Source organism: Amycolatopsis sp. NPDC101161, assembly GCF_044768185.1.
Classification (GTDB): domain Bacteria; phylum Actinomycetota; class Actinomycetes; order Mycobacteriales; family Pseudonocardiaceae; genus Amycolatopsis.
In genome coordinates this window covers 779,667-804,409 of the sequence record NZ_JBIWPI010000007.1, presented here as the reverse complement: position 1 = coordinate 804,409, position 24,743 = coordinate 779,667, and the positions used below count along the sequence as shown (strand labels likewise).

Here is a 24,743-nt window from a genome sequence, read left to right as displayed (position 1 = left end):
TCCCACCACGGGACGCGGGGCCGGTCTTGTGCTGTTCGAGAGGACCACCAAGCCATGAACACCCCCAAGTCGTCCCGCAAGGTCGGGACCGAAGTCAAGGCGCTCAAGTGGCTCGTCCGCCACCCCGGCGCGACCCTCGCCCCGGGCGCCGTGCTCGGCTCCGGGCTCGAGCTGGGCTGGACCGCCACCGGTGGGATCGCGGGCGGAACGGCCGGCGCGCTGACGTGCTGGTACCGGGCGCACCCGGACACCTTCGACCACTACGCCGCCCCGCGGCTTCGGGCCTGGCGTCGCCGCTGGTCGGTGTACTTCGGGCCGCGCTTCACCCGGGCGCTGCGGGCCTGCGACATGTACGTCACCGACCGCAAGACCGGCGAGGACCTGTTCCCCCGGATCACCCGGCTGCGGTCCTACTCCCCGTCGGTCGACGTGGTCACCCTCGCCCTGGCGCGCGGGCAGGCTCGCCGCTCGATCGAGGAGAACCTCGAACGGCTCGCCGACACCCTCCGGGTGCAGCGCATCGCGTTCGAGCACCCGAAGCCCGGCTACGTCGCCCTGATCATCGAACGCTCGGAGCCGTTCACCGAGACCATCCCGGCCCCGGAGATGCCCGAGACGGTCGACGCGGTCGACATCGACGACATCTACGTCGGCGAAACCGAGTACGGCACCGACTGGCGGCTGCGGATCCGCGATCACCTGTTCGTCGCGGGCGCGACCGGCGCGGGCAAGAACTCAATCGTGCTCTCCGAGCTGCGGGCGCTGGCACCGCTGATCCGCGACGGCCTGGTCCGGCTGTGGATCTGCGACCCCAAGCAACTGGAGTTCCGCAAGCTCGGGGACGCCGACGTCGCCTACCGCTACGCCGACACCGAGCAAGCGTGCGCGGAGCTGGTGGAGGACTACGTCGCGGACCTGCGCACCGTGCAGCAGTCCTTCGCCGGCACCGGCCGCCGCAAGATCGAGGTCTCGCAGGCGACCCCGCTCAACCTGCTGATCATCGACGAAATCGGCGCGTTGCTGGCCTACGGCGACGGCACCATCGCCCGCAACCTGCGCAAGCTGCTCGCGATCGTCGGCTCCCAGGGCCGCGCCACGGGGCACTTCATGACCGCGTTGGTGCAGGAACCCGCCAAGGACGTGGTTCCGGTCCGGGAACTGTTCCCGACTCGGGTGTGCTTGCGGGTGACCGCGCAGTCGCACGTGGACATGGTCCTCGGAGACGGGGCCCGACTACGCGGCGCGCTCGCCGACGAGATCCCGAACGTGGCAGACACCGCCGGCATCGGCTACGTCATCCGGCAGCGCACCCGCGTCCCGCAGCGCGTCCGGGCCGCCTACGTCGACGACCGCGAGATCGACGAGCTGATCGCGTTCATCCGCTCCGGCCGCCCGGCCCCCGGGCTGTCGGTGGTGGCGTGATGCCCACGGTCAACTACCCGGTAGCCCTACCGGGGCCGGCGTGGTTCGTGATCTCGCACGGATACGACTTGATCGGCACCGCCATGGACGACGTGAAGCGGGTCTGCGCGAGTGAGAACCAGGCGCAACGCTGGCTGGCCCGTAGTGGTCTCGCCGACGCTGAGGTGATCCGGGTCGACGTGGTGTGGTCCGCGCACTGCGTCACCTGCGCCGACAAGCCGGACCTCCCACCGCCCGGGCTTTACCGGTCCTGGGACGAACTGCGTGAGTACCTGCGCAGCGAACCGGGATGGGTGTGCACCTCGGAACAGCACGTCTTCTGCCCGAACCACCGACCCGACAAAGAGGACTGACCATGTGGCGTCTCGGTTTCTACGTATGGCGGGCCTGGATTTACGCCAAATACGGCGTCCCGGCCGCGCTCGTGCTCTACCTGATCCACCACGTGCAGGGATGGTCCGCGCTGTTCTGGATCGTGACGGCGGTGTTCGGCTGCGTCGGGCTCGGCCTGGTGCTCGGGATCACCGAGTTCCGCAACCGCGAGTTCGGCGACATCGGACGGGAGCGCATCCGATGAGCCCCCGCCGCGACCCCGGACAACTCGGCCTGTTCGGCACACCCGCCCCGGCCCCCGCACCGACCGCCGGCCGGGCCTGTCCTCCCGCCCGGGGACGTCGCAAGCCGCTCGGTACACCCGGCAACCCGCTGGTCGCCAAAGACGTGCTCGCCGACGTCCGAGACGGAAAGTTCGGGCTGCTGGACGACACCGACCGCGTGATGATCCTCGACGGTGACGGGCACTGCCGGGCAGCGCAAGAGGATGACGTCGTCATGCACCTGGTGTCCATCGGCTACGTCGAACGCAGCCCCGCCCGCGAGACGGTCTCCTGTCTGCACGGCGTCGTCCGCAAACCCGTGCTGCCGCTGCGGCTGACCCGACGCGGCCGGGACATGCTCCAGCGCTGGTCCAACCTCACGCCCCTGACCTGAAAGGCATTGCCGTGAGCGGAATTCACTACTTCGGACACATCGACCGGCTGCTGTACGAGTACTACACGGCGGAACTCGCCATCCCCGCCAGCGACCAGGAGAACCCGGGCTACCGGAACCCGCAGTTGGCCGAGCTGGCCGACACCGTCGTCCGGCTCCTGGAGCAGGAAGCCGACCACTACCGCCACTACGCCGCCCGGTGGCGCGGCGAACACTGACCTGAAAGGAGACATCATGTCCACTGCGGACAGTACGAACCGGACTCGTCGGCTGGTGGACACCATCCGAACCCTGGTCGCCGTGGTCCTCGGCTCCATCGGCGCGGCGGCCGGGTTCACCCACACCCACGACTGGGCCGTCCACCACGGACAGCTCGGCTGGATCGCCTGGGCCGACGCCGTGGTGATCGAGGGCATCGTCCTGGTCGCCGGATTCGAGATCCAACGCGACCACCGTGCGGGCGGTACACGCAAGCTCACGTTCCCGGTGGCAGTGCTGGTGGCCGGGTTCGGGGTGCAGATGGCCGCGCAGGTCGCGCTCGCCGAACCCACACCGGCCGGGTGGCTCGTCGCCGCGATGCCGGCACTCGGGTTCCTCGTGGTCGTCAAGCTCCTCATGCGCCGCGCCCCGGTGACGACCCCCGCGTCCGATCCGAGCCCGGAGCCGGTCACCGCGACGGCCGCCCGCACCGACGTGCAGCCCGAACCGCTCCGGCAGCCTGCTCCCGCCGGTCCTCGGCTCAAGCTGCCGGCCGAGCTGACCAGCCGGATCAAGACCGCTGCTGAGTCCGCCCGCAATGAGGGGCGGGAGCTGACGATTGAGGAGATCCGCCGCGTCGTCCGCGTTCCGGAACCGATGGCCGCGCAGATCCTACGTGAGCTGACCACCGCCTGACCCGCACGACGCCCCGCCACGGCGCGGGAGCCCGGCCACCAACCCGGCTCCCGCGCCGTTTTCATGCCCGCCCACCGAAAGGCTCCGACATGCTGACGTTGGACGACCGCCTCGCCGCCCGCGTGCAGGCTCGCGACTACCACGACTGGCGAGACAAGGTCCGCGCCGTCAACGGCTGCGCCCGCCCCATCCGCCTCTCCGGCGCTCACCAGCTCCAGGACGCCGCCACCGGTGCCGTGCTGCATCACCACGGCGGCGACATCTTCGCCCCCTGCGGCAACCGCCGCTCCGGGGTCTGCCCGGCCTGCTCCGACCGCTACGCCGCCGACGCCTTCCACCTCATCCGCGCCGGACTCATCGGCGGCCACAAGGGCATCCCGGAATCCGTGAACGACCGGCCGCGCGCGTTCGTCACCCTCACCGCCCCGTCCTTCGGCCCCGTCCACGCGGCGCACATCACCCGCAATGGCAAGCGCCGGCCGTGCGGCTGCGGGGAGTACCACCACGACGACGACACCCGCCTCGGTGCCCCGCTCGACCCGGAGACCTACGACTACGTCGGGTCGGTGCTGTGGCAGGCCCACGCCGGCGTGCTGTGGCAGCGCTTCACCATGCGGCTGCGGCGGGAGATCGCCAAACGGGCCGGGCTCAAGGCCCGCGAGTTCACCGAACAGGCCCGGCTCTCCTACGGCAAGGTCGCGGAATACCAGCGGCGCGGGCTCGTGCACTTCCACGCCGTCGTCCGCCTCGACGGCCCCGACGGCGCGACGTCCCCGGCTCCCCGGTGGGCACACCCGGATTTGCTCGAGGACGCCGTCTACGCCGCCGCTGAGGCAGTGCTCGTGCGCACCGCCTACCCGGACGGCACTGAGCTGGCGCTGACGTGGGGCACGCAGGTCGACGTCCGCCGCATCGAACCCGCCGGCTCCGCTGAGCTGGAGGACGAGACCGGCCAGATCTCCGAAGCCCGGCTCGCCGCCTACATCGCCAAGTACGCCACCAAGGGCACTGGCAAGAGCGAAGCCGCCGACCGGCCGATCCGCTCTCAGCTCGACATCGACCACCTGAAGGTCACGCCGCACCACCGCCGCATCATCCAGACCGCCTGGGACTTGGGCGACCTGCCCGCGTTCGAGGACCTGAAGCTCCGCCGCTGGGCGCACATGCTCGCGTTCCGGGGCCACTTCCTGACGAAGTCCCTCGCGTACTCCACGACGTTCAAGGCGATCCGCGGCGATCGCCGGGCCTTCCGGCTCGCCGAAACGCTCGAACGCCTCGGCCTCGACAACCGCGCCGACTCGATCGCCGTGGTCAACGACTGGGCTTTCGACGGCGCCGGTTACCGCGACGACGCCGAACGCGAACTCGCCGCCGGCATCGCCGAACGCATCCGAGACGATCGCAAACACAAGTACAGCAAGGAAAACCGTCATGAATGACCGCCTGCTCAGCATCGAAGACCTGTCCGCCTACCTCCAAGTCCCTGTCAACACGCTGTACCAGTGGCGTAAGACCGGGAAGGGCCCTGCCGGGTTCCGGGTCGGCAAGTATGTCCGCTACCGGCCGTCCGATGTCGACACTTGGATCGACGGACAGGCGGCCTGCTGATGGCGCGTGTGTGGGTGTACGACCGCAGCAAGACCAAGGGGTTCGCCGACTCGGTCAAGACAGCCAAGGCGAAGGGACGCACCCCGCCCGCACGGTGGCTCGTCCGCTACTACGACCGCGCGGGAAAGCTTCGCTCGGAGGTCGCACCGAACAAGGCCAAGGCTGAGGAGCGGCAAGCCGAGCTGACCGCGTCCCTGGCAGCCGGAACGTACATCGACCCGGACCACGCGAAGGTGACGGTGGGGGAGATGGCCGAGAAGTGGCTCACCACCCGGCACGACCTCAAGAAGTCGACGTGGTGGAAGTACCGTGGCTTGCTCGACAACCACGTGTTGGTGAGGTGGGGCGACCTGCCGTTGACCGCCGTCGGACGCGAGGACATCGCACTGTGGGTATCCGAGCTGATCCGGTCGAAGAGCGACGGCGGTAGCGGGTTGGGGCCGTCCCAGGCTCGCCACGCCTACCGGGTGCTCGCGATGGTGCTGGAGTGGTGCGTCCCGACCCGCATCCTGAGCAACCCGGCTCGCGGGGTAACGCTGCCGATCCGGCCGGAGGCCGAGCACGTCTACCTGACGTACGAACAGGTTGAAACGCTCGCGGAGGCGTCCGGGAAGCTGCGCACCAAGTACGACCGGCCGACGGCTTCGGCTGAAGCGAACAAGGCGCTGATCCTCCTCCTCGCGTACACGGGCCTGCGGTGGGGCGAAGCTGCCGCGCTGCGCGTCGGACGGGTTGACCTCGCCAAGCGGCGCATCCGCGTGGTCTCGACGTTCTTCGAAGTCGGGGGAGTGCAGCACGAGGGCCTGCCCAAGAACGGCAAGCGGCGGACGGTCTCCATCCCGGCGTCGCTGGTGCCTGAGCTGCGCCGGGTGATCGGCGGCCGGCCGGATGACGCGCTCGTCTTCACGACCGCGAGAGGTGGTTCTCTGCGTTCGCACAACTGGCGGACCCGGGAGTTCAACCCGGCGGTGGAAGCTGCCGCGCTCAAGGTCGCCGGGCTGACGCCGCACAAGCTGCGGCACACCGCCGCGTCCCTCGCGATCGCGGCCGGCGCCGACGTGAAGGTCATTCAGCAGATGCTCGGGCACTCCGACGCCGCGATGACGCTCAACATCTACGGGCACCTGTTCCCGGACCGCCTCGACGAGGTGGCCGACGTGCTCGATGCCCGGCGAACCGCCGCGCTGGCAGGGATGGCCGCCTGATCCGGACCCCGGGAGCGTGTGACACGTATGTGACATGCCCCGGGGTTCTTGGCGTCCGAACGGACCCCCAGAGACGACGAAAGCCACGTCTACCTGCGTAAACGTGGCTTGTCCGTCGGGCTGACAGGATTTGAACCTGCGACCCCTTGACCCCCAGTCAAGTGCGCTACCAAACTGCGCCACAGCCCGGACCCGCACTCGCTGAGTGCGTGAGAAGTACTCTAGCGTGCCCGCGATTGCCGCCTGCACGCGGGGCCCTCATCCGCCTGACCTGCGGAAACGCAGGCCAGGCGGACCGCGCCAAGATCAAGCCGGGTTCGAAGCGTGGGTCAGGGTCTGCCACGCCACGAACAGGTTGTTCGAGCCCGCCGGGCGCTGGCGCTCCGTCAACGTCTGCGTGTTCGACATCGCTATGCCCAACCGCGTGTGCAGCGCGTTGAAGCCCACCTCTGTCACCGGGCCCAGGCCGAGCTTCAGCGACCCCGAGCACAGCCACGACGGCACCGCCGCGCCCAGCTGGTACTTCGACTGGAATCCCAGCGCCTGGCGCAGGCGCTCGCCCACGTCCGTTCCGTACACGTCCTGGCCCTGGATGCGCAGCGTCTCCGCCACGCCCGCGATCGCCGCTATGCCGTAGCCCGTGTGGGTGAAGTCGCGGCAGGTCTCCTGGGTCAGGCCGTCCACGAACGTCGACTGGCCCTGCCAATAGCCCACGATCTGGTCGCGAGAGGACAGCCCGCTGCCGGGGACCGTCTTCGGCAACGAACCGTCGGACGACAAGTACACGTACGCCGCGACGCGGTTGCGGTACCTCGTGACCGCCTTGTCGAAGTTCGTCTTGTCCTCCAGGAACACCGAGATGCCTACCGCGGCCTCCATCATGGACAGTTCCCAGTTGCCGTTGCTGTTGCTGCCGTTGATGATTTTGTTCAGGTACACGTTGCGCAGCATCGTGCCGAAGCGGCCGGAGTTGGGCCAGCTCGAGTACGTGTACTTGATGATCTCCGCCGCGCGGGGCCACGACGAACCCGCCCAGCCCGTCTGCAGCGGCGCGTTGCTGTTGGTGTGGCTCGTGATCGTCGCCGACCACGCGTCCATCAGTGCGATCGCCTTCTGCGCGTACCGCGCGTCGCCGGAGATGTACCAGATCAGCGCGTCCGTGTACGCCGCGATCGCGTCTTCCCGCTCGTCGGTGCACCCGTAGTTCGGGTTCGAATAGGACCCGCATTCGACGACCGCGCGCGGTTTCGGTGTGCGGGAAAGGGATGCGTACGAACTCGAGACAGCCTGGTCGTACGCCGCCTTCCACGGCTGGGCGCCGGCTTTCACCTGGGACTTGACGAAGTCGAGCTGCGGGCGGCTGACCAGCACGCCCGGGTGGGTGAACGTCGCGGGCGCCGCGGGTGCCGGCGTGCTGACCAGGCCGAGGGCGAGCGGCACCAGGGCGGCGAGCGTGACGACTTTTCTCAAGCGGGACATGGCTCTCCTCGAGACGACGGTGTCCGGGGCTGGCGCGCCGCGCTCAAGTTTCATGGTCCAGACCATCGTCCGTCAAGAAGCCGGAAGCCCTTTCTTTGTCTCCTGAAGAAAAGAAAGGGAAAATGTTCAGCCCGCTGAACGGAAGGCCGTTTCCGTTCAGCGGGCTGAACGAATCAGCCGAGCCCGGCGCTGACCGCGTTCATCAACGTCCCGGTGTCACCCGACATCTCCCACGCCATCACGCCGAGCAGGCCGCGGGACTTGAGCCACGTCGTCTTCAGCCCGATCGACCACGCGTCGTCGAACGTCCACCACTGACCGCCGTTGCCGGTGTAGCACGAGGTCGCGACCGCCGCCGTGTCGTGGTAGACCGTGCACGCCGGCACGCTCGCCACCAGGTTCGCGTACCCGCGGGTGCCCGCTTCCTCGGCGAACTGCCCCGGCGCCGCACCGGTCGCCGACTGCCATTCGCCGTGCTTCCCGCCGTCTGCGACGCCCTGCCAGCCGCGTCCGTAGAACGCCAATCCGAGGGTCAGCCGACGTGGGTCGACGCCCGCATCCGTGTACGCATTGATCGCGCTTTCCGCACTGAAGTGGAAGTTGTACGGGTCGTCCGCGTCGGCGTACAGATTGCCCTGGTGGCCGGTGCGGTTCGGCTCCCACGAGTTGTCGCTGCCCGAGCCGTGGAAGTCGTACCCCTGCACGTTCGCGACGTCCAGGTAGTCGAAGACGCGGGACAGGTCCCAGCCCGACGCGACCTTGGCCGGGTCCGCCGGGGTGAACGCGTGCAGCTGGTAGCGCTTGCCGGTCGTCGCGCCGTACGCGTCGAGCTGCGTGCGGAACTCGGCCAGCAGGGCGGTCAGGTTGTTCTTGTCGTTCGGGCTCCAGTGGTTGCCCGGGTGGCCGTCGGCGCTCGCCGGCCACTCCCAGTCGAGGTCGATGCCGTCGAAGATGCCCGCCGCGGTCCCCGGGCCGCCGGCGCCACCGTAGGACGCGATGTTGCCCTTGATCCACGTGTCGAGGCACGACGAGACGAACTTCTTGCGCGACGCGTCGGTGGCCGCGACGTCGGAGAAGTACTTCGAATACGTCCAGCCGCCCAGCGACACCAGCACCTTCAGGTTCGGGTGCTTCGCCTTGAGCTTCTTCAGCTGGTTGAAGTTGCCGCGCAACGACTCCCAGCCCGTGTCGGCCACGCCGTCGACCGACTGCGCCGCCGAGAACGGCCGCGAGTAGTCGGCTTCGGCGTCACCCGCGCCGTCGCCCTGGCTGGGGTCCTGCGGGTTCGCCGTGGTGCCCTTCGTGACGCCGGAGAGGCACGTCAGGTTCACCGGATCGATGTTCTCGAACGCGTACAGCAGGTGCGTCAGCTTCGCCGCCGCGCCCGAGGTCTCGAGGTTCTTCACGAAGTATTGGCGCCCGTAGATGCCCCACTGGACGAAGTACCCGACCTTCGCGTAGCCGGAAACGATGTCGCCGGTCCGAGCAGTCACCGCGGCGCTCGGCGCCGACACGTTGTCGTAGCCGTCACGAGCGCGCACGGTGAAAGTGTACGAAGTGGACGGTGCCAGGCCCGTGACGACGGCGGCCGTCGTCGTCACCGTCGTGGCCAAAGTGGACCCGCGGTAGACGTCGTAGCTGACGACGCCGGTGTTGTCGGTCGACGCCGTCCACGCCAGGGACACGCTGCCCGAGTCGGCGGCCGTCGAGCGCAGCCCGCCCGGCGCCGACGGCGGCTGCGTGTCGTCCGCCGGGTTGTTCGTCGTGACGGCCAACGCCGCGCTGGCGGGCGACGTGTTTCCCTTGGCGTCCTTGGCCTTCACCGTGAACGAGTACGCCGTACCCGGCGTGAGCCCGGAAATCGTGGCGCTGGTCCCCGTCACCGAGGTGGCCAGGGACGTCCCCTGGTAGACGTCGTACCCGGTCACCGGCAACGACCCGGCCGCCGAGGCGTTCCACGCCATCGCGACCGTCTTGGTCGTCTTCGCGACCAGTCGCAGGTTCGCTGGCGCGCCCGGGGGAGTGTCGGGTGAACCGTCGCAGTTGGCGTTGTCGACGCGGCACTGCGCCGGCGTCGCGGCGGCGCTGAGCCGGAACGTCGGGCTGTACGGGTAGGTGTTGCGGCCCGGCGCGAGCGTCGCGATGTAGTACGCCGGGGTGAGCGTGACCTGGGTGCCGTTCTGCGTCACCGTGCCGTTTTCGCCGGTCGAGGCGGTGATCCCGGCGGGCAGCGTGAAGGTGATCGCCCAGTTGCTCACCGACGCGGTGCCGGTGTTCGCGACGGTGTAGGTGCCGGTGGTGCCGCTCATCGCCAGGGTGGCGGTCAGCGAACCGGCTGCGGCGGCGGGTGGCGCGAGCGCCACGCTGCCGCCGGCGGCTATCAGTACGGCGGCGAGTGCGGAGCGTAGTCGTGCGGAGGTGCGTCTCATGGCGGTTCTCCAAGCGGCACGAGGCGGGGGTCGACGTGGTCTAGACCACGTCGAATGTAACCCGGTGCGGGGAGAACCGCGCACGCCCGAACGGCGGCAACCGGTGTCCGAACGGACTGTTAACGACCCGAGAACGTCGCCTTGCCGGGTCCGTCCGCGAGGAACGACTTGACGGCGCCCCGGAGGTCTTCGGTCTCGAAGAGTCCGGCCGCGATCGTCGTGATGTGCGCGTTCGCCTCCGGGACGCCGCCGGCGGAGAAGTGGTCGAGGACGCGCTTGGTCGCCGCGTGCGCCTTGGTCGGCCCCGAAGCCAGCTGGCGCGCGAAAGCCCGGGCGGCCTCGTCGAAACCTTCGTCCGGCAGGACGCGGTTGACGACGTTCCAGCGCTCGAGCGTCGCGGCGTCGTAGGTGTCGCCGGTCATCACGAACTCCTTGGCACGCCCCACGCCGGCGCGGTCGGCGAGCCGCTGCGTGCCGCCCATGGTCGGCGTCAGCCCGACGACCTTCTCGACGAGCCCGAACTTCGCGCGCGAGGCGGCCAGGATCAGGTCGCAGGCCACCGCGACCTCGAACGCCCAGGTCAGGCACAGCCCGTGCGCGGCGAACACGGTCGGGAACGGCAGGGCCGCGATCCGGTCCGGGATCGCCAGCATCTCGTCGAACAGCACCTTCGCCTCGGCCGGCGAGCCCTGCGCGTCGAACAGCGAGACGTCCACGCCGCCGCTGACGATCTTGCCCTCGGCGCGGATCAGCAGCGCCCGCGCGGGCGACGCTTCCAGCTCGTCGATGGCCGATGAAAGCGAATCCTGCAGGGCGGCCGTGTAGAGGTTCAACGGCGGAGCGTCGACGGTCAGGACGGCGAGCCCGCCGTCACGATCGAGGCGGACCTGGTCGGTCATGTTCACCCTGCTTCTTCGGCGGCGACGATGTCGTCCCAATACTGCTGGGCCTCGGGACGCCAGTCGACGTGTTTGTGATGGAACAGTTCCGCCGCTTTCGTCCCGCTCCACTTCGCCGGCAGGAGCTCGGCGGGCAGCTGCGGGTCGAGGAACGGGAACCGCCGCCACTCGTGCACCAGCTCGGTCTGCGCGCGCAGCACCGCGCGGCCGCCGGTGGGGTGCAGGCCGGTGAACCGGTCGATGAAGTCCTCGTAGCGGTCCTTCAGCTCGGTCAGGTCCCAGGACCGCGCGACCATGGTCTCCTGCTCGCCGACCTCGCCGTAGGTGGCGGTGAAGGACATCGCCTGGGCGTCGAGGCCGAGCTCGTTGACGATCTGCTGGGCCTCGCGCTGGCGGCTCAGGTCCGGGCTGACCCACACGCCCGCGACCGGCGAGCCGAAGCCCGCCCAGGTCAGGCGCGTGCGCAGCCGGTGGCGCAGGTCGCGCTTGGCCTCCGGCACGGAGACGATGAGCATCAGCCACTGGCCGTTCCACGGGCGCTCTTCGCGGCCGAACGCGTAGATCCGCTCGGCGCCCTCGGTGAGCAGGCGGCGGCCCGGCGGCGTCAGCGACCAGCGCACGCGGCGCCCGACGCGTTCGGAGACCACCCAGCCCTCGGCGGCGGAGCGGGCCAGGGCCTGGCGAGCCGACTTCTCCTCGATGTCGAGGATGCCGAGCACCTCGACCAGCATCGACGTCCAGACCGGCTTGTCACGCGGCAGCGTGTACTCGCCGAGGACGGTCATCAGCAGCGACCGCGCGCTCGCGTGGCTGACCTCGCGGCGCCGGCTCACCGTGGGCCGGGGCGCGGATGGGCGTCCTTCCCTCGGTTTCGGCCTGCGGCCGAGGGTGACCGGGGGAGCGGATTCGCCCATGCTGTTTCACCGACCTCACTGCTTGGCTGTTCCGACAACCGAACAGGTTACCCACACTGAGTGATCAAAGCGCCACCGGACACACACAGTCGGTGGCTTTGACCATGATCTGACAGTTCAGCACGGCCCCGTAGACTTGGCCACCTCATGAGCGCAACTCTCGTCGCGAAGGACCTGGCCGCGGGCCACGGTGACCGCATCCTCTTCTCGGGCCTCGACCTCGTGGTCGCGCCCGGCGACGTCGTCGGGCTGGTCGGCGTCAATGGCGCCGGCAAGTCGACGCTGCTGCGGACGCTGGCCGGGCTCGCGAAGCCCGACGACGGCGAAATCCGGCTGAACCCGCCGACCGCGACCGTCGGGCACCTGCCGCAGGAGCCGGAGCGGCGCGAAGGCGAGTCGGTGCGGGCGTTCCTGGCGCGCCGCACCGGCGTGTCGGCGGCGCAGGCGGACCTGGATCTTGCGACCGCGGAGCTCACCGCGGGCTCGGCCGGCGCGGACGACCGGTACGCCCTGGCGCTGGACCGCTGGCTCGACCTGGGCGGCGCCGACCTGGACGACCGCGCCGCGGAAGTGGCGGCCGACCTCGGGCTCGCCGTCGACCTGGACCAGCCGATGACGTCGTTGTCCGGTGGCCAGGCGGCGCGTGCGGGGCTGGCGTCGCTGCTGCTGAGCCGCTACGACGTCTTCCTGCTCGACGAGCCGACCAACGACCTCGACCTGGACGGCCTGGCGCGGCTGGAGCGGTTCGTGTCCGGGCTGCGGGCGGCGACGGTGCTGGTCAGCCACGACCGCGAGTTCCTGGCCCGGACGGTCGACCGCGTCGTCGAGCTGGACCTGGCGCAGCAGCAGGTGAACGTCTACGGCGGCGGGTACGAGGCCTACCTCGAGGAGCGCGAGGTCGCGCGCCGGCACGCGCGTGAGGAGTACGACGAGTACGCCGACACGAAGGCTTCGCTGGAGGCGCGGGGGCGGATGCAGCGGGCGTGGATGGAGAAGGGCGTCAAGAACGCGCGCCGGAAGCAGCCCGACAACGACAAGGCGGCGCGCAAGTTCCGTTCCGAGGCGACGGAGAAGCAGGCGTCGAAGGCGCGGCAGACCGACCGGATGATCGAGCGCCTGGAGGTCGTCGAGGAGCCGCGCAAGGAGTGGGAGCTGCGGATGGAGATCGCGGCGGCCCCTCGGGCGGGTGCGGTCGTCGCGACCTTGCGGGGTGCTGTCGTGCGGCGGGGTGGGTTCACTCTCGGGCCGGTGGATCTGCAGGTCGATTGGGCGGACAAGGTGGCCATCACCGGGGCCAACGGTTCCGGTAAGTCGACGTTGCTGGCCGCGCTCCTTGGTCGGTTGCCGTTGGACGAGGGGTCTGCGGCGTTGGGGCCGGGGGTGGTGGTCGGCGAGGTCGACCAGGCTCGGCGGTTGTTCCTCGGTGACGTTCCGCTTGCTTCGGCGTTTGCTCGTGAGGTGCCGGAGTTGGCTGATGCTGATGTCCGGACTTTGCTTGCGAAGTTCGGGTTGAAGGCCGCGCATGTGCTTCGCTCCGCTGCGACGCTCTCGCCGGGGGAACGGACGCGGGCCGCGTTGGCTCTGTTGCAGGCTCGTGGGGTGAATCTGCTCGTGTTGGACGAGCCGACCAACCATCTTGATCTGGCGGCGATCGAGCAGTTGGAGGCGGCGTTGGACAAGTACCCGGGGACGCTGCTGCTGGTGACTCATGACCGGCGGATGTTGGACGCTGTGCATGTGGGGCGGCGTCTTGAGGTGGATGGTGGGAAGGTTCGCGAGTTGTGATTCGGCTGGTGGCTGCGGTCGGGGGCGTTTGTGAGCAGTGCTCTCGTTTGGGAGCGCTGGCCGCTGCGAGGCGAGAGCGGTGCTCTCGATCGTGAGCATCGCCCAGCACTGTGGGAGAGCGGCGCTCTCGAAGTCAGTACTGGTCGCGGTCGCGTGAGAGCACTGCTCTCGAAATTGAGCGGCGCGTGCCGATGCGTGTGAGCGACGCTCTCGTTTGAGAGCACCATGTCGGACGGCTTGCGAGCAGTGCTCTCGACCGTGAGCGGTGCCGGTCGCCCCCGCGGAGCGGTGATCTCGGCGTGAGCCTGAGGCGAACCCATGACGGAACAGTGCTCTCGCAAGCAAGCACTGCTCGCTGCGGCGCGAGAGCACTGCTCTCGAACGGAGGGCGGTGGCCGGTGTCCGCGAGCGGTGCTCCCGGGGCGCTCGCTGCCTGCTGGCGCGAGTGAGCGGTGCTCCCGGTCTTGCGGACTGATCGACGGCCTGTGAGAGCGGTGCTCCCGGTCTTGCGCACCGATCGCTGACCTGTGAGAGCGGTGCTTCCGGGCTTGTGGAGCGATTGCTGACCTGCGGGGGCGGTACTTCCGGACTTGTGGCCGATCGCCGCACTGCGAGAGCGGTGCTCTCGGACTGGGTGCCGATGCCCGGCCTGCGCGGGAGCGGTGCTCTGTTTTGTGGGCTGATCGTCGAGCTGCGGGAGCGGTGCTCTCAGACTTGCGCGCCGGCCTCCATCCTGCGAGGTGTCCTTGACCTTGGGGGCCGATCTCGACTCTGGGGTGCCCTCTGCTGCGTGTGAGCAGTGCTCTCGTTCGGGGGCGTTGCGGCTTGGCGTGCGCGAGCGGTGCTCTCAAAGCTGCACGCTGGTCACCCGCTTGCGAGAGCGGTGCTCTCGACTGTGGGTGGTGCTCTCCGCCGGATGTGAGCGGCGCTCTTGGGTGTGAGCATCCCCTCCGCGGGGCGAGTGAGCGGTGCTCTCGTCTGGGAGCGCCGCTCAGCCCTTTGTTGCGCCGCCCGTCAAGCCCTTCACGAACTGCTTCTGCAGCGCCAAGTAAAAGATCAGCACCGGCAACGTGGCCAAGAACATCAGCGCGAACACGCTGCCCAAGTCCGCCTGGTACTGGCCGATCGACCGGTAGATCCCCGTCGTGATCGTGGTGCCCTGGCTCGGTCCGAGGATGATCAGCGGGTCGATGAAGTCGTTCCAGATCCACACGCCCAAGAAGATCAACACCGATGCCGTTGCCGGGCGCAGGAGCGGGAACACCACGCGCCAGAACACCTGCATGCGGCTCGCTCCATCGAGCAACGCCGCCTCCTCCAGTTCCACCGGCACCCCGCGGATGAACCCCGTGAACACGAACACCCCGAACGGCACGTAGTACCCGACGTTGAACAACACCAGCCCCTGCAGCGTCGCCATCAGGTGGGTCACCCGCAGGACGTCCGTGATCGGGATCAGGATCACCTGCGGCGGGATCATCAACCCCGCCAGCAGCACCAGCGTCAACACCTTCGTCCACCGCTTGCCCGACCGCGCCAGGTAGTGGCCGAGCATGGCCGACAGCACCGTCAGGACCAGGATCGACAACACCGTCACGACCACGCTGTTGGTCAAGCTGACCCAGAACAGCCCGTCCGGCCGGGTCAGGACCGCGTGGATGTTCGCCAGCGTCGGCGGCAGCGGGAGCGACGCCGGCTCCTTCGCGATCAAATCGCCCTGCTTGACCACGTTCGTCAGCACCAAATAGAGCGGCACGAAGAACACCGCGCTGACCAGCAAAGCGACCGACGGCCGCAGCCAGGACCGGGTCACAGGTCCACCTCCCGGCGACGCAGGAAGTTGAGCACGATCGTCGTCACGACCGCGACGATCACCAGCATCAGCACGGCCATCGCCGACGCGTAGCCGACGTGGTTCGAGTCGAAGCCGGTTTGCAGGACGTCGAACGCGATCGTCGCGGTGGCTCCGGAACCCGGGCCGCCGTTGGTGATCACCTTGACGTAGTCGTACGTCTTGAACGCCGAAATCAGCAGCACGACCGTGTTGATCGTCAGCGACGGCGCGAGCAGCGGCCAGGTGACCGCGCGGAACCGCCGTAGCGGGCCGGCGCCGTCGATTTCGGCCGCTTCCAACAATTCCGTAGGCACTCCCTGTAGTCCGGCTAGGTAGACGACGACGCAGAACCCGAGCATCTGCCAGCACACGATCGACGCCACTGAATACAGCGCGACGTCCGGATCGGACAGCCAGCCCGGCGGGTGCTCGACGCCCAGGGTCCGCAGCAAGTTGTTCAACGGGCCCTGGTCGTCGAGCAGCCGCGACCACACGATCGAGACGACGACCGAACTGAGGATCACCGGCGTGAAGAACACGCTGCGCAAAGCGTTGTACAGCCAGCCTTTCCGGTCGAGCAGCAGTGCGACGCCGAGACCCAGGACGTTCGGCACGATCACCACGATCAGCGTCAGGATCGTCGTGACCTTCAACGCGGTGAGGAATTGTTCGTCGGAGAAAAGCAGCCGGTAGTTGTCGAAGCCGACGAACTTCACCGGCGGGTTGAACGGGTTGTAGTTCGTGAGGCTGTACCCGAAGCTGATCACGATCGGCGCCAGCACGAAACACAGGTAGACGAGCACTCCCGGAGCGCCGAACGACGCGAAGTGCCACACCCTCGGCAGGATCGGCTTGCGCCGGCGGCGATGGGCGGGGGAGCGACGCGCCCGCGGCGGGGCGGGCGGGGAGACGACGGCGGCCAAGTTCGTCAGCCCGCCTTGGCCCACTCGGTGTCCAGGAACGCGCACGCGTCGGCCACGGACTTGCGGCCGGTGATGACGTCCTGGGCGGCCTGGTCGACCTTGTCCTTCATGCCGGGCAGCAGCCCATCGTCGGCAGTTTCCCAGCGGAACGCGTGCACCACGGCGTTCTTCTCCACGGCCTGCGTGTAGAGGTCGTAGCCGGCCTTGAAGGTCGGGCCGACGTCGGCGGGCGGGGTGTAGCCCTTGATCGCCGGGAACAGGCCGTCGGCCTTGACCGACGCGTCGAGCTGGTCCTTGTCGAGCTGGAAGCCGAGCGCGAACTTCCTTGCGGCGTCGAGGTTCGCGGCCTTGGCGTTCACGATCATGCCGCCGCCGGTGTAGGCGGGGACGACGAGCTTGCCGTCCTCGGTGGGGAAGTTGAAGACGCCGATCTCGAAGTCGTGCTTCTTGCTGTCGGCGTTGGCGGCGAACCAGTTGCCCATCGGGTACATCGCGCTCTTGCCGTCCAGGAAAGCCTGCTCGGTCGCCGCGTAGTCGCGGGACACGCTCGTCTTGTCCACGTACCCCTTCGACGCGAGGTCGGCCAGCTTGGAGAACGCTCTCTGGAACGCGGGATCGGCGAACTTGACCTTGTCCTGACGGCGCTGCGTCAACCAGTCCGGCATCGTGCCGTAGACCTCGGTGCTGACCAGTCCGGAGAGGATCATCGACGACGGGAAGCCGTCCTTGCCGCCGCCGATGGTGAACGGCGAGAAGCCCTTGTCCTTCAGCTTGCCGGCGTCGGCGACGAGCTCGTCCCACGTCTTGGGTGGCGCGCTGATGCCCGCGTCGGCGAACATCTTCTTGTTGTAGTAGATCGGCGGGATGGTCTGGGTGTTCGCCGGCAGCTGGTAGTACTTCCCGCGGACCGGGTTGGCCTCGGGGAACTGGAAGTCCTTGAGCTCGTCCGGCGTCCAGGCGTAGAGGTTGCCCGCCTCGGCGAAGCCCGCCGAGTCGACGGCGATCATCACGTCCGGGAACTGGCCGGACTGCAGGAGCTGCTTCGCGTACGACGTCCGGCCGTCGGCGGTCGGGGCGACGAGCTTCTTGACCTTGATCCCCGGGTTCTTGTCCGTGACGCGCTTGATGGCGGCGTCCCAGTAGGCGGGGGTCAGGTTCGGGGTCTCGAAGGTCAGGAAGGTGATCTCCGCGTCGCCGCCGCCGCCGCTGTTCGAGCCGACCGAACACGCGCTCACCGCCAGGAGCGCCGCTGCCCCCAACGCCAGGAACCTTCTCATCGAGCCTCCCACCATATGTGATGTATGACGCATTTGATCTGACGTCTAGCGGGCTGTCAAGCGCGATATGGCCACGAAACCCGCGACGGGCGGCCAAAAGATCCGATCTCTAGCGCGAGATTCGGCTCAGCCGGGTCACCGTGCTCGCGAAGTCGCCGGTCGGCAGCGTCAGCGGCAGCCCGTGGGCGAGCAGCACGGCTCCGCTGTGCGTCGTTCCGGAATCCGAATCCAGGTACCGGTCAGCGGGATCGAGGCCTTCCAGGCGCAGCGGACGCTCCGGTGCGGCGAAGTGCGCGGCCTGCCGGTAGGCGAAGACGACGGTCCGGTCTTCGTGGACGTACTGCAGCGCGGTGACGCCGTCGTCGACCGGTGGCCGCAGCCGGTACAAGGCGCCGTGCTGGACCACCGGCCGGATGTCCTTGTAGAGCGCGATCAGCTCGCCGGCGAGCGCGAGGTCGTCGTCGGGCCAGCGCACGATGTCGCCGCCGATGCCGAGCACGCCCGCCATGGCGACGTGGAACCGGAACCGCAGCGGCACCGACCGCCCCGTGACGAAGTTGGGGTTGTCGGTGACCCAGTCCGACATCGCGCGCGCCGGGTAGAGCTGGCTGTAGCCGTGCTGGATCCGGAGCCGGTCGAGCGCGTCGGTGTTGTCCGACGTCCAGACCTGGTCGGCGCGCGCGAGCACGCCGAGGTCGATCCGCCCGCCCCCGCCGCTGCACGCTTCGATCCGCAGGCCCGGGTGGTCGGCGCGCAACCGGTCCATGAGCGCGTAGACGGCGTTCGTGTGCTCGACCCACAGGCGGTCCGGGTCGGCGTCGCCCGGCCAGCCGGCTTCGCTGAACGGGCGGTTCATGTCCCACTTGAGGAAGTCGACGCCGTGGTCGCCGACGAGCCGGTCGAGCCAGTCGTGGGCCCACGCCTGGACGTCCGGGCGGGCGAAGTTGAGGACGAGCTGGTTGCGCAGCTGCGACCGGCGCCGGTGCGGGTGGTGCAGGACCCAGTCCGGGTGGGCGCGGTAGAGGTCGCTGTCGGGGTTGACCATTTCGGGCTCGACCCAGATGCCGAACCGCATGCCGAGCCCGTGCACGGCGTCGACCAGGGGCTTGAGCCCGTCGGGGAAGCGTTCGGGATTGACGTGCCAGTCACCGAGCCCGGCGTGGTCGCCGGTCCGGGCGCCGAACCAGCCGTCGTCCATGACGAACAGTTCGACGCCCAGTGCCGCGGCCCGTTCGGCGAGGGCGCGCTGTCCTTGCTCGGAGACGTCGAACCCCGTTGCCTCCCACGAGTTGTAGAGCACCGGACGTAGTTCGTGCGCGTGCGGCAGGACGTCGCTCAGGACGTAGGCGTGCCACGCGCGGCTGGCGGCGCCGAAACCTCCGGTGCTGTAGAGGCCGGCGATCACGGGTGTGACCAGGGGCTTGCCGGGGCCGACGTGGTGGACGACGCCGTCCTGGCCGAAGCCGCCGCTGACCGTCAGGCGTCCGGTCGACGAGCGCGTGGTGGTGAGCCGCCACGACCCGCTCCACGCGAGGGCGACGCCGTAGATTTCGCCGTGGCGCTCGGTGGCGGTGCCGTCGTCGACCATGACCCACGGGTTGGCGTGGTGCCCGGTGATCCCGCGCCGGCTCGCGAAGACCGTCTCGCCGTGGGGTGCGGGTGTCCGCTGCAGCCCGGTTTCCGCGGCCCAACGGCCGGTGACGTGGCTGAGCCGGTAGCCGTCCCGCAGGGGGAGCGCCCAGGTCGCGGAGTCGGCGCGGACGACGTCGACTCCCGCGTCGGCGGTGAGTTCGGTCCAGCGTTCGAGGACGTCGGCCTTCAGGCGGTAGTGGAGGGTGATCCGCAGGGGGTAGTGGCGGTCGGTGAAGTGGATCGCGAGGTGGTCCCGCGAGATCTCGTGCGTTTCGTAGCGCCATTCGAGAGCGCGGGTGCTGTCGGCGAAGCGGACTTGCAGGGCGGGGGTCCAGTAGCGGGTGCCGCCGTCGGCGGCCAGTTCGTCGAGGCCTTCGTTGGGGTCGTTGAAGCCGTCCCACCAGGGGATCGTTTCGGTGATGAGCTCTTCGACGGCGTCGGCCGGGAGGGGCGGGCCCCAGTAGAGGTGGGTCGGGACGTCGTCCTCGTTCAGGCGCAGGGCGTAGGTGCTCGACTCACCGGTGAGCACCCAGGCGCGGTGGCGCTCGAGGTGGCTGATCTCGCCCATGCGGGACATCCTGGCGCCGGGATGCGGTGCCGCCAAGGGGCATCCCGGCCATCGGCACCTGCGGCCGTTCGGGTGGCATGCGACGCGTGACAGTGGTTCTTCCGGGTATCGGTCATCACAATGGGTGAGGGGTGGCGGCCTGCGGTCGTCAGCGAGGGGAGAAAGCGCCATGGTGATCAACGCGCGGAAAATAACTGCGGTACCGGACGCGGAACCAGGTGATCGGATCGCCTGCCCGTGCGTCCACGATTTGATCGAGGCCTACCAGGAGAAGGGGCGGCCGCGATTCGCGAAGCTGCGGGCGGCGTACGAGGCCAACCAGGGAAAGATCGTCGACGAGTATTACGCCCGGCATTTCCAGGCGGCGCTCCTGGTGGTCGCCCACCAACAGCACGGGCCGGACGGCGGGGTGAAACGGGTCGTCTACAAACTGCGGCAGTACTACGACGCGTCGCAGAGCACCGCCGACTTCGACGACGTGTTCCGGTCCGCCCGGCGGGTGGAGCGGAAGTATTCGGTGCTGCTCGGCGGTCAGTCGCAGGAGATCCTGGTGCAGGGCATCTACACCGAGGCCGTCGCCCTCCTGAGCGTGCTGGACGCGATGGTGGGCGCCGACGGGAAGCGCGAGCGGCTGGCCGCCGCCGTCGCGTCGAGCCGGAAGGAGATTCGCCAGATCGAGCAGAACGCGCGGGACGCCGCGCTCGACCGGGCGCTCGTCCGCTACCTCGGTGGCCTCGCCGTGGGTGTCGTCGTGGCCGCCGCCGTCGCCATTGCCGTGCATTTCCTGCTGAAGGTCGAAATCGGCTCGCACTTGGTGATCTGCGTGGTCGCCGGCGCCATCGGCGCGATCGTCAGCGTCATGACGCGCACGGCGAACCGGCAACGGGTGCGGGTGAGCCTCGACCAAGGCTGGCTGGTCGTCATTCTTTCCGGGTGTTTCCGGCTGATCATCGGCGCCGTTTTCGGCGCGGCGATGTTCGTTCTCGTGCGGGCCGGGCTGCTCCCGCTCGCCGTTCCGGTCCCCGGCGACCAGGTCACGTTGTTCTTCGCCGGGCTCGCTTTCCTCGCCGGGTTCAGCGAACGCCGTGCGCAGGACACGATCGTGCGCACCTTGCCCGGCGCGGTGGAACAGAACGTGACCGAACCGGCGCGGGGCAAGGGCGACACCTGAGTCAGGGGCGGTCGGTCAGGTACCCGCCCATGGTCTTGAAGTACTCGGCCGCCGGCAGGTCCGTCCCGTCGGCCGTGCGGACGCGCTCCACCACGAGCCCCGGCGACTGGCCGCGCCGGGCGTCCGGGCCGGCCACGATCACCACGCCGTCACCTTCGCGGATGAAGATGCGGCCCGGCGTTCCCCCGTAGTTGCCGCGGGACACCGACGCCTCGAGGATCCGCAGCCGCTCGCCGCGATGGTAGGTGAACGCGTTCGGGTACGGGTCCGGCAACGCGCGCACGAAGCGTTCGATGTCGGACGGCGAGGACGTCCAGTCGATGAGGCTGTCGCGCGCCGCGCGCTTGTGGAAGAAGCTCGCCTTCGACCGGTCCTGCGGCACCGGCGTGTAGCCCGTCTCGATCTTCGAGAGCGCTTCCGCCGTGATCGGGGCGATCAGGTCCACCGTGCGGTGGAAGAGGTCCGTCGTCGTGTCCGACGGTCCGACCGGGATCGCGCGCTGCAGGACGATGTCGCCGGCGTCCAGCTCGCCGTCCATCATGTGGGCGGTCACGCCGACCTCCGGCTCGCCGTTGATCATCGCCCAGATCAGCGGCGAGAAGCCCGCGTAGGACGGCAGCAGCGAGTCGTGGATGTTCAGCGTGCCGTGGCGCGGCAGGTCGAAGATCTCCGGCGGCAGCCACGTGCGCCAGTTGTTCGCCACGATCAGGTCGAGCTCCGCCGCCTTCAGCTCGGCCAGCAGCTCGGCGTCGTCCGGGCGGTTGCGCAGCAGCACCCGGATGCCGTTCGCCTCGGCGAGGTCGGCGACGGAGTCCGCCCAGATCCGCTCGTAGGCGTGGTCGCTCTTCGGGTGCGTGACCACGAGGGCGACCTCGTGGCCGGCGTCGATGAGCGCCTGGAGGGTCCGGTGCCCCCAGGTCTGGTAGCCGAACATCGCCACGCGCATTCGAGAGTGCCCTTTCAAGATCGGGGGACGAACATCACCACGAACGTACTAGGCGAGGCTGTCCTAAGTTAGGTTAGGGTTCCCTGAACCGTACCGGAGCGCGCGAGGGAGCAACATGACTGCAGAGGTCCCGATCTACGACATCGTCGGCGTGGGCTTCGGACCGTCGAACCTGGCCCTCGCGATCGCCCTCGCCGAGCACAACGCCGGGGCCGGGGAGCCGGTGACCGCGCACTTCCTCGAGCGGCAGCCGCGCTTCGGCTGGCACCGCGGGATGCTGATCGACACCGCGACGATGCAGGTGTCGTTCCTGAAGGACCTGGTCACCATGCGGAACCCGACCAGCGAGTTCAGCTTCCTCAACTACCTGCACGCGGCGGGCCGGCTGGTCGACTTCATCAACCACAAGAACCTCTTCCCGCTGCGCGTCGAGTTCCACGACTACTTCGAGTGGGCGGCCGCGAAGGTCGACGACGTCGTCTCGTACGGCACCGAGGTCGTCGCGGTGAAGCCGGTGTACGACGGCTCCGAAGTGGCCTACTTCGACGTCGAGGCCTCGGACGGCTCGTCCCTGCGCGCCCGGAACCTCGTGCTCGGCACCGGTCTGCGGCCCCAGCTGCCCGACGGCGTCACCGCCGGCGACCGGATCTGGCACAACAGCGAGCTGCTCTTCCGCGTGGACGCCTTGCGTGGCACGTCGCCACGCCGGTTCGTCGTCGTCGGCGCCGGGCAGAGCGCCGCGGAGGTCGCCGCGCTGCTGCACGACGAGTTCCCGCGCGCCGAGGTGTGCGCGGTGTTCGCGCGCTACGGCTACAGCCCGGCCGACGACAGCTCGTTCGCGAACCGGATCTTCGACCCCGAAGCCGTCGACCAGTTCTACCGCGCGGGCGAGCCGGTCAAGGACCGCCTGATGCGCTACCACGGCGCGACGAACTACTCGGCCGTCGACGTCGAGCTGATCGACGAGCTCTACCGCCGCGTCTACCGCGAGAAGGTGCTGGGCGTGGAACGGTTGCGGCTGTTCAACGTCTCGCGGCCGGTCGAGGTGACGCCGTCGGGAACGGTGACGGTCGAGTCGTTGACGACGGGCTCGCGGACGGTGCTGGAGGCCGACGCGGTCGTGTACGCGACGGGTTACCGGCCCGCGGACCCGACGCCGTTGCTGGGCGAGCTGGGAACACGTTTCCTGCGCGACGAGACCGGGCGGCTGCGGGTCGAGCGCGACTACCGGTTGTCGACGGACATGCCCCTGCGCGGCGGGATTTACCTGCAGGGCGGCACCGAGCACACGCACGGCATCACGTCGTCGCTGCTGTCGAACACCGCCGTGCGGGTGGGGGAGATCCTGCGGTCCATTGTGGACCGGCGCGTGGTCGCCGAGCCCGCGGGGGAGTACGCGGTCAGCGCGCGCTGAGCTGTTCCCGGAGGATGTCGCCGTGACCCGCGTGGCGGGCGAAGTCCTCGATCAGCAGCAAGTAGACGAACCGGAGGTTGACCTCGCCGAGGACGTCGTGGGTCCACGTGTCGTCGAGGGCGAAGCCGGCGGCGATCTCGCGGGAGCGCGCGCTCGCCCGCTCGAACTCGGCGATCACGTCGGAGAGGGTTTCGCTTTCGGCGACGACGAAACTGGCGTCGCCCGGAGTGGTGGGTCCGTCGCATTCGGACTCGGCCGAGCCGAGCAGGAAGAGCTGGAACCAGCGGCGCTCGGCCATCGCGGCGTGCTTGACGAGGCCGATCGGCGTGGTCAGCGACGTGACCAGCCGCTCCCGCGCGTCGGCTTCGGAAAGGCCGCGCGCGGTGTCGATCACGGCGCGCCGGTTGCGGTCCATCGTCGCCTCCAGCAGGCGGCGCTCGGGTCCGGTGGTGGTTTCGGGCAGCACGAACACAGGTCAGCTCCAGAAGTGGGGTGGTGGCCGGACGGACCTCGGGACGACACGAGGCGGGCCACGCCCAGGATAGCGCTAGTCGACCGGTGCCGGGTGGTGGCGGCTGATCGGGATCACCATCGGGGTGCCGCTGACCGGGTCCGGGGTCACCTGGCAGCGGACGTCGAACACCTCGTCCACCAGTTCCTCGGTGATCACCTCCACCGGCTTCCCCGATGCCACGACCCGCCCGGCCTTCATCGCGATCACGTGGTCGGCGTAGCGGCACGCCTGCGGCAGGTCGTGCAGGACCATGACCACCGTCCGGCCTTCGCCGCGGTTGAGGTCGACCACCAGGTCCAGCACGTCGATCTGGTGGGCCAGGTCGAGGTACGTCGTCGGCTCGTCGAGCAGCAGCACCGGTGTGCCCTGGGCGACCGCCATCGCGATCCACGCGCGTTGCCGCTGGCCGCCGGACAGCTCGTCGACCGGGCGGTCCGCGAGTTCGGTCATGGAGGTCGCCGCCAACGCCGAAGCCACCGCGCCTTCGTCCGATGTGGACCATTGACGCCACCAGCTCTGGTGCGGGGCGCGGCCGCGGCCGACGAGGTCGGCCACCGTCATGCCCTCGGGCGCCACCGGGGACTGCGGGAGGATGCCGAGCCGCTGGGCGACCTGGCGCGTCGGCAGGTCGTGGATCGACCGGCCGTCCAGGTATACCCCGCCCGCCTTCGGCGTGAGCAGCCGGGCGAGGGTGCGCAGCAGCGTCGACTTCCCGCACGCGTTCGGGCCGACGATCGCGGTGATCTGCTCCGGCGGGATGTCGAGGTCGAGGCCGTCGATGACGACCCGGTCGTCGTAGGCGACGCGCAGGTCCTGCACGCGCAGGGACGGTGTCATGG

General features: G+C 69.2%; 23 protein-coding genes and 1 tRNA gene. 12 read left to right on the top strand and 12 right to left on the bottom strand.

From position 1 onward, the window contains the following. The first annotated feature begins 54 nt into the window (after positions 1-54). From ACIRSS_RS46445 to ACIRSS_RS46405, 9 genes are all read left to right on the top strand, one after another. Positions 55-1,422 (top strand): FtsK/SpoIIIE domain-containing protein, encoded by a 1,368-nt coding sequence (locus tag ACIRSS_RS46445; protein WP_400907708.1) that lies wholly within the window; start codon positions 55-57, stop codon positions 1,420-1,422. Continuing rightward, a complete protein-coding gene (locus ACIRSS_RS46440; RefSeq protein ID WP_400907706.1) occupies positions 1,422-1,775 on the top strand; it encodes a hypothetical protein in 354 nt (117 codons plus the stop codon). The genes ACIRSS_RS46445 and ACIRSS_RS46440 overlap by 1 nt, the downstream gene beginning before the upstream one ends. Positions 1,776-1,777: 2 nt before the next feature. Beyond that, the gene (locus ACIRSS_RS46435) at positions 1,778-1,999 is read left to right on the top strand and encodes a hypothetical protein (protein WP_400907703.1); all 222 of its coding nucleotides are present in this window, start codon (positions 1,778-1,780) and stop codon (positions 1,997-1,999) included. Further along, positions 1,996-2,412: a hypothetical protein gene (locus tag ACIRSS_RS46430; protein ID WP_400907702.1), complete on the top strand. Its 417-nt coding sequence runs from the start codon at positions 1,996-1,998 to the stop codon at positions 2,410-2,412. Before ACIRSS_RS46435 ends, ACIRSS_RS46430 begins: the two co-directional genes overlap by 4 nt. An 11-nt stretch (positions 2,413-2,423) precedes the next feature. Next, on the top strand, positions 2,424-2,630 hold the full coding sequence (locus ACIRSS_RS46425; protein ID WP_400907700.1) for a hypothetical protein: 207 nt from the start codon (positions 2,424-2,426) through the stop codon (positions 2,628-2,630). Between the two features lie 16 nt (positions 2,631-2,646). Beyond that, positions 2,647-3,306: a DUF2637 domain-containing protein gene (locus ACIRSS_RS46420; RefSeq protein WP_400907697.1), complete on the top strand. Its 660-nt coding sequence runs from the start codon at positions 2,647-2,649 to the stop codon at positions 3,304-3,306. An 89-nt stretch (positions 3,307-3,395) separates the two neighbouring features. After that, positions 3,396-4,745 (top strand): replication initiator, encoded by a 1,350-nt coding sequence (locus ACIRSS_RS46415; RefSeq protein ID WP_400907694.1) that lies wholly within the window; start codon positions 3,396-3,398, stop codon positions 4,743-4,745. Further along, the gene (locus tag ACIRSS_RS46410) at positions 4,738-4,914 is read left to right on the top strand and encodes an AlpA family transcriptional regulator (RefSeq protein WP_081655686.1); all 177 of its coding nucleotides are present in this window, start codon (positions 4,738-4,740) and stop codon (positions 4,912-4,914) included. Before ACIRSS_RS46415 ends, ACIRSS_RS46410 begins: the two co-directional genes overlap by 8 nt. Next, positions 4,914-6,119 carry a tyrosine-type recombinase/integrase gene (locus tag ACIRSS_RS46405; RefSeq protein ID WP_400907691.1) on the top strand — a complete coding sequence of 402 codons (1,206 nt, stop codon included), beginning with the start codon at positions 4,914-4,916 and terminating at the stop codon, positions 6,117-6,119. Before ACIRSS_RS46410 ends, ACIRSS_RS46405 begins: the two co-directional genes overlap by 1 nt. 115 nt (positions 6,120-6,234) lie before the next feature. Here the strand turns inward: ACIRSS_RS46405 and ACIRSS_RS46400 are convergent. The 5 genes from ACIRSS_RS46400 to ACIRSS_RS46380 all read right to left on the bottom strand — a co-directional run bounded on the left by ACIRSS_RS46400 (position 6,235) and on the right by ACIRSS_RS46380 (position 11,840). Further along, positions 6,235-6,308 (bottom strand) — tRNA-Pro (locus ACIRSS_RS46400). A gap of 117 nt (positions 6,309-6,425) precedes the next feature. After that, a complete protein-coding gene (locus tag ACIRSS_RS46395) occupies positions 6,426-7,598 on the bottom strand; it encodes an alginate lyase family protein (RefSeq protein ID WP_400907688.1) in 1,173 nt (390 codons plus the stop codon). 173 nt (positions 7,599-7,771) lie between these two features. After that, a complete protein-coding gene (locus tag ACIRSS_RS46390; protein ID WP_400907685.1) occupies positions 7,772-10,027 on the bottom strand; it encodes a glycosyl hydrolase family 18 protein in 2,256 nt (751 codons plus the stop codon). 119 nt (positions 10,028-10,146) lie between these two features. Then, positions 10,147-10,926, bottom strand: coding sequence for an enoyl-CoA hydratase/isomerase family protein (locus ACIRSS_RS46385; RefSeq protein ID WP_400907682.1), 780 nt, complete (start codon positions 10,924-10,926; stop codon positions 10,147-10,149). A gap of 2 nt (positions 10,927-10,928) precedes the next feature. After that, entirely contained in the window at positions 10,929-11,840 is a 912-nt protein-coding gene (locus ACIRSS_RS46380) for a PaaX family transcriptional regulator C-terminal domain-containing protein (protein WP_400907680.1), read from the bottom strand. A 147-nt stretch (positions 11,841-11,987) separates the two neighbouring features. Between ACIRSS_RS46380 and ACIRSS_RS46375 the strand changes: the two genes are divergently transcribed. After that, entirely contained in the window at positions 11,988-13,625 is a 1,638-nt protein-coding gene (locus ACIRSS_RS46375; protein WP_400907677.1) for an ABC-F family ATP-binding cassette domain-containing protein, read from the top strand. Positions 13,626-14,616: 991 nt separating this feature from the next. On the opposite strand, the gene ACIRSS_RS46370 is transcribed toward ACIRSS_RS46375, so the two are convergent. The 4 genes from ACIRSS_RS46370 to ACIRSS_RS46355 form a co-directional block, all read right to left on the bottom strand. After that, positions 14,617-15,438 carry a carbohydrate ABC transporter permease gene (locus ACIRSS_RS46370; protein WP_400907674.1) on the bottom strand — a complete coding sequence of 274 codons (822 nt, stop codon included), beginning with the start codon at positions 15,436-15,438 and terminating at the stop codon, positions 14,617-14,619. Beyond that, positions 15,435-16,406 (bottom strand): carbohydrate ABC transporter permease, encoded by a 972-nt coding sequence (locus ACIRSS_RS46365; RefSeq protein ID WP_400907673.1) that lies wholly within the window; start codon positions 16,404-16,406, stop codon positions 15,435-15,437. The genes ACIRSS_RS46370 and ACIRSS_RS46365 overlap by 4 nt, the downstream gene beginning before the upstream one ends. Then, a complete protein-coding gene (locus tag ACIRSS_RS46360) occupies positions 16,388-17,659 on the bottom strand; it encodes an extracellular solute-binding protein (protein WP_400907669.1) in 1,272 nt (423 codons plus the stop codon). The genes ACIRSS_RS46365 and ACIRSS_RS46360 overlap by 19 nt, the downstream gene beginning before the upstream one ends. A gap of 109 nt (positions 17,660-17,768) precedes the next feature. Further along, positions 17,769-19,859 (bottom strand): alpha-galactosidase, encoded by a 2,091-nt coding sequence (locus ACIRSS_RS46355; RefSeq protein WP_400907668.1) that lies wholly within the window; start codon positions 19,857-19,859, stop codon positions 17,769-17,771. Positions 19,860-20,028: 169 nt separating this feature from the next. Between ACIRSS_RS46355 and ACIRSS_RS46350 the strand changes: the two genes are divergently transcribed. Beyond that, positions 20,029-21,030 (top strand): hypothetical protein, encoded by a 1,002-nt coding sequence (locus ACIRSS_RS46350; RefSeq protein ID WP_400907665.1) that lies wholly within the window; start codon positions 20,029-20,031, stop codon positions 21,028-21,030. Between the two features lies 1 nt (position 21,031). Here ACIRSS_RS46350 and ACIRSS_RS46345 read toward each other — a convergent pair whose 3' ends face one another. Further along, positions 21,032-21,976, bottom strand: coding sequence for a methionyl-tRNA formyltransferase (locus ACIRSS_RS46345; RefSeq protein WP_400907663.1), 945 nt, complete (start codon positions 21,974-21,976; stop codon positions 21,032-21,034). 115 nt (positions 21,977-22,091) lie between these two features. On the opposite strand from ACIRSS_RS46345, the gene ACIRSS_RS46340 reads away from it, so the two are divergent. Further along, complete coding sequence (locus ACIRSS_RS46340) at positions 22,092-23,390, top strand: lysine N(6)-hydroxylase/L-ornithine N(5)-oxygenase family protein (protein ID WP_400907661.1); 1,299 nt, start codon at positions 22,092-22,094, stop codon at positions 23,388-23,390. Here the strand turns inward: ACIRSS_RS46340 and ACIRSS_RS46335 are convergent. Together ACIRSS_RS46335 and ACIRSS_RS46330 are read right to left on the bottom strand one after the other, a co-directional pair. Further along, complete coding sequence (locus tag ACIRSS_RS46335; RefSeq protein ID WP_400907658.1) at positions 23,377-23,862, bottom strand: DinB family protein; 486 nt, start codon at positions 23,860-23,862, stop codon at positions 23,377-23,379. The two genes, ACIRSS_RS46340 and ACIRSS_RS46335, sit on opposite strands and share 14 nt — an antisense overlap. Positions 23,863-23,937: 75 nt before the next feature. Continuing rightward, entirely contained in the window at positions 23,938-24,741 is an 804-nt protein-coding gene (locus tag ACIRSS_RS46330) for an ABC transporter ATP-binding protein (RefSeq protein WP_400907656.1), read from the bottom strand. Positions 24,742-24,743 lie beyond the last annotated feature (2 nt).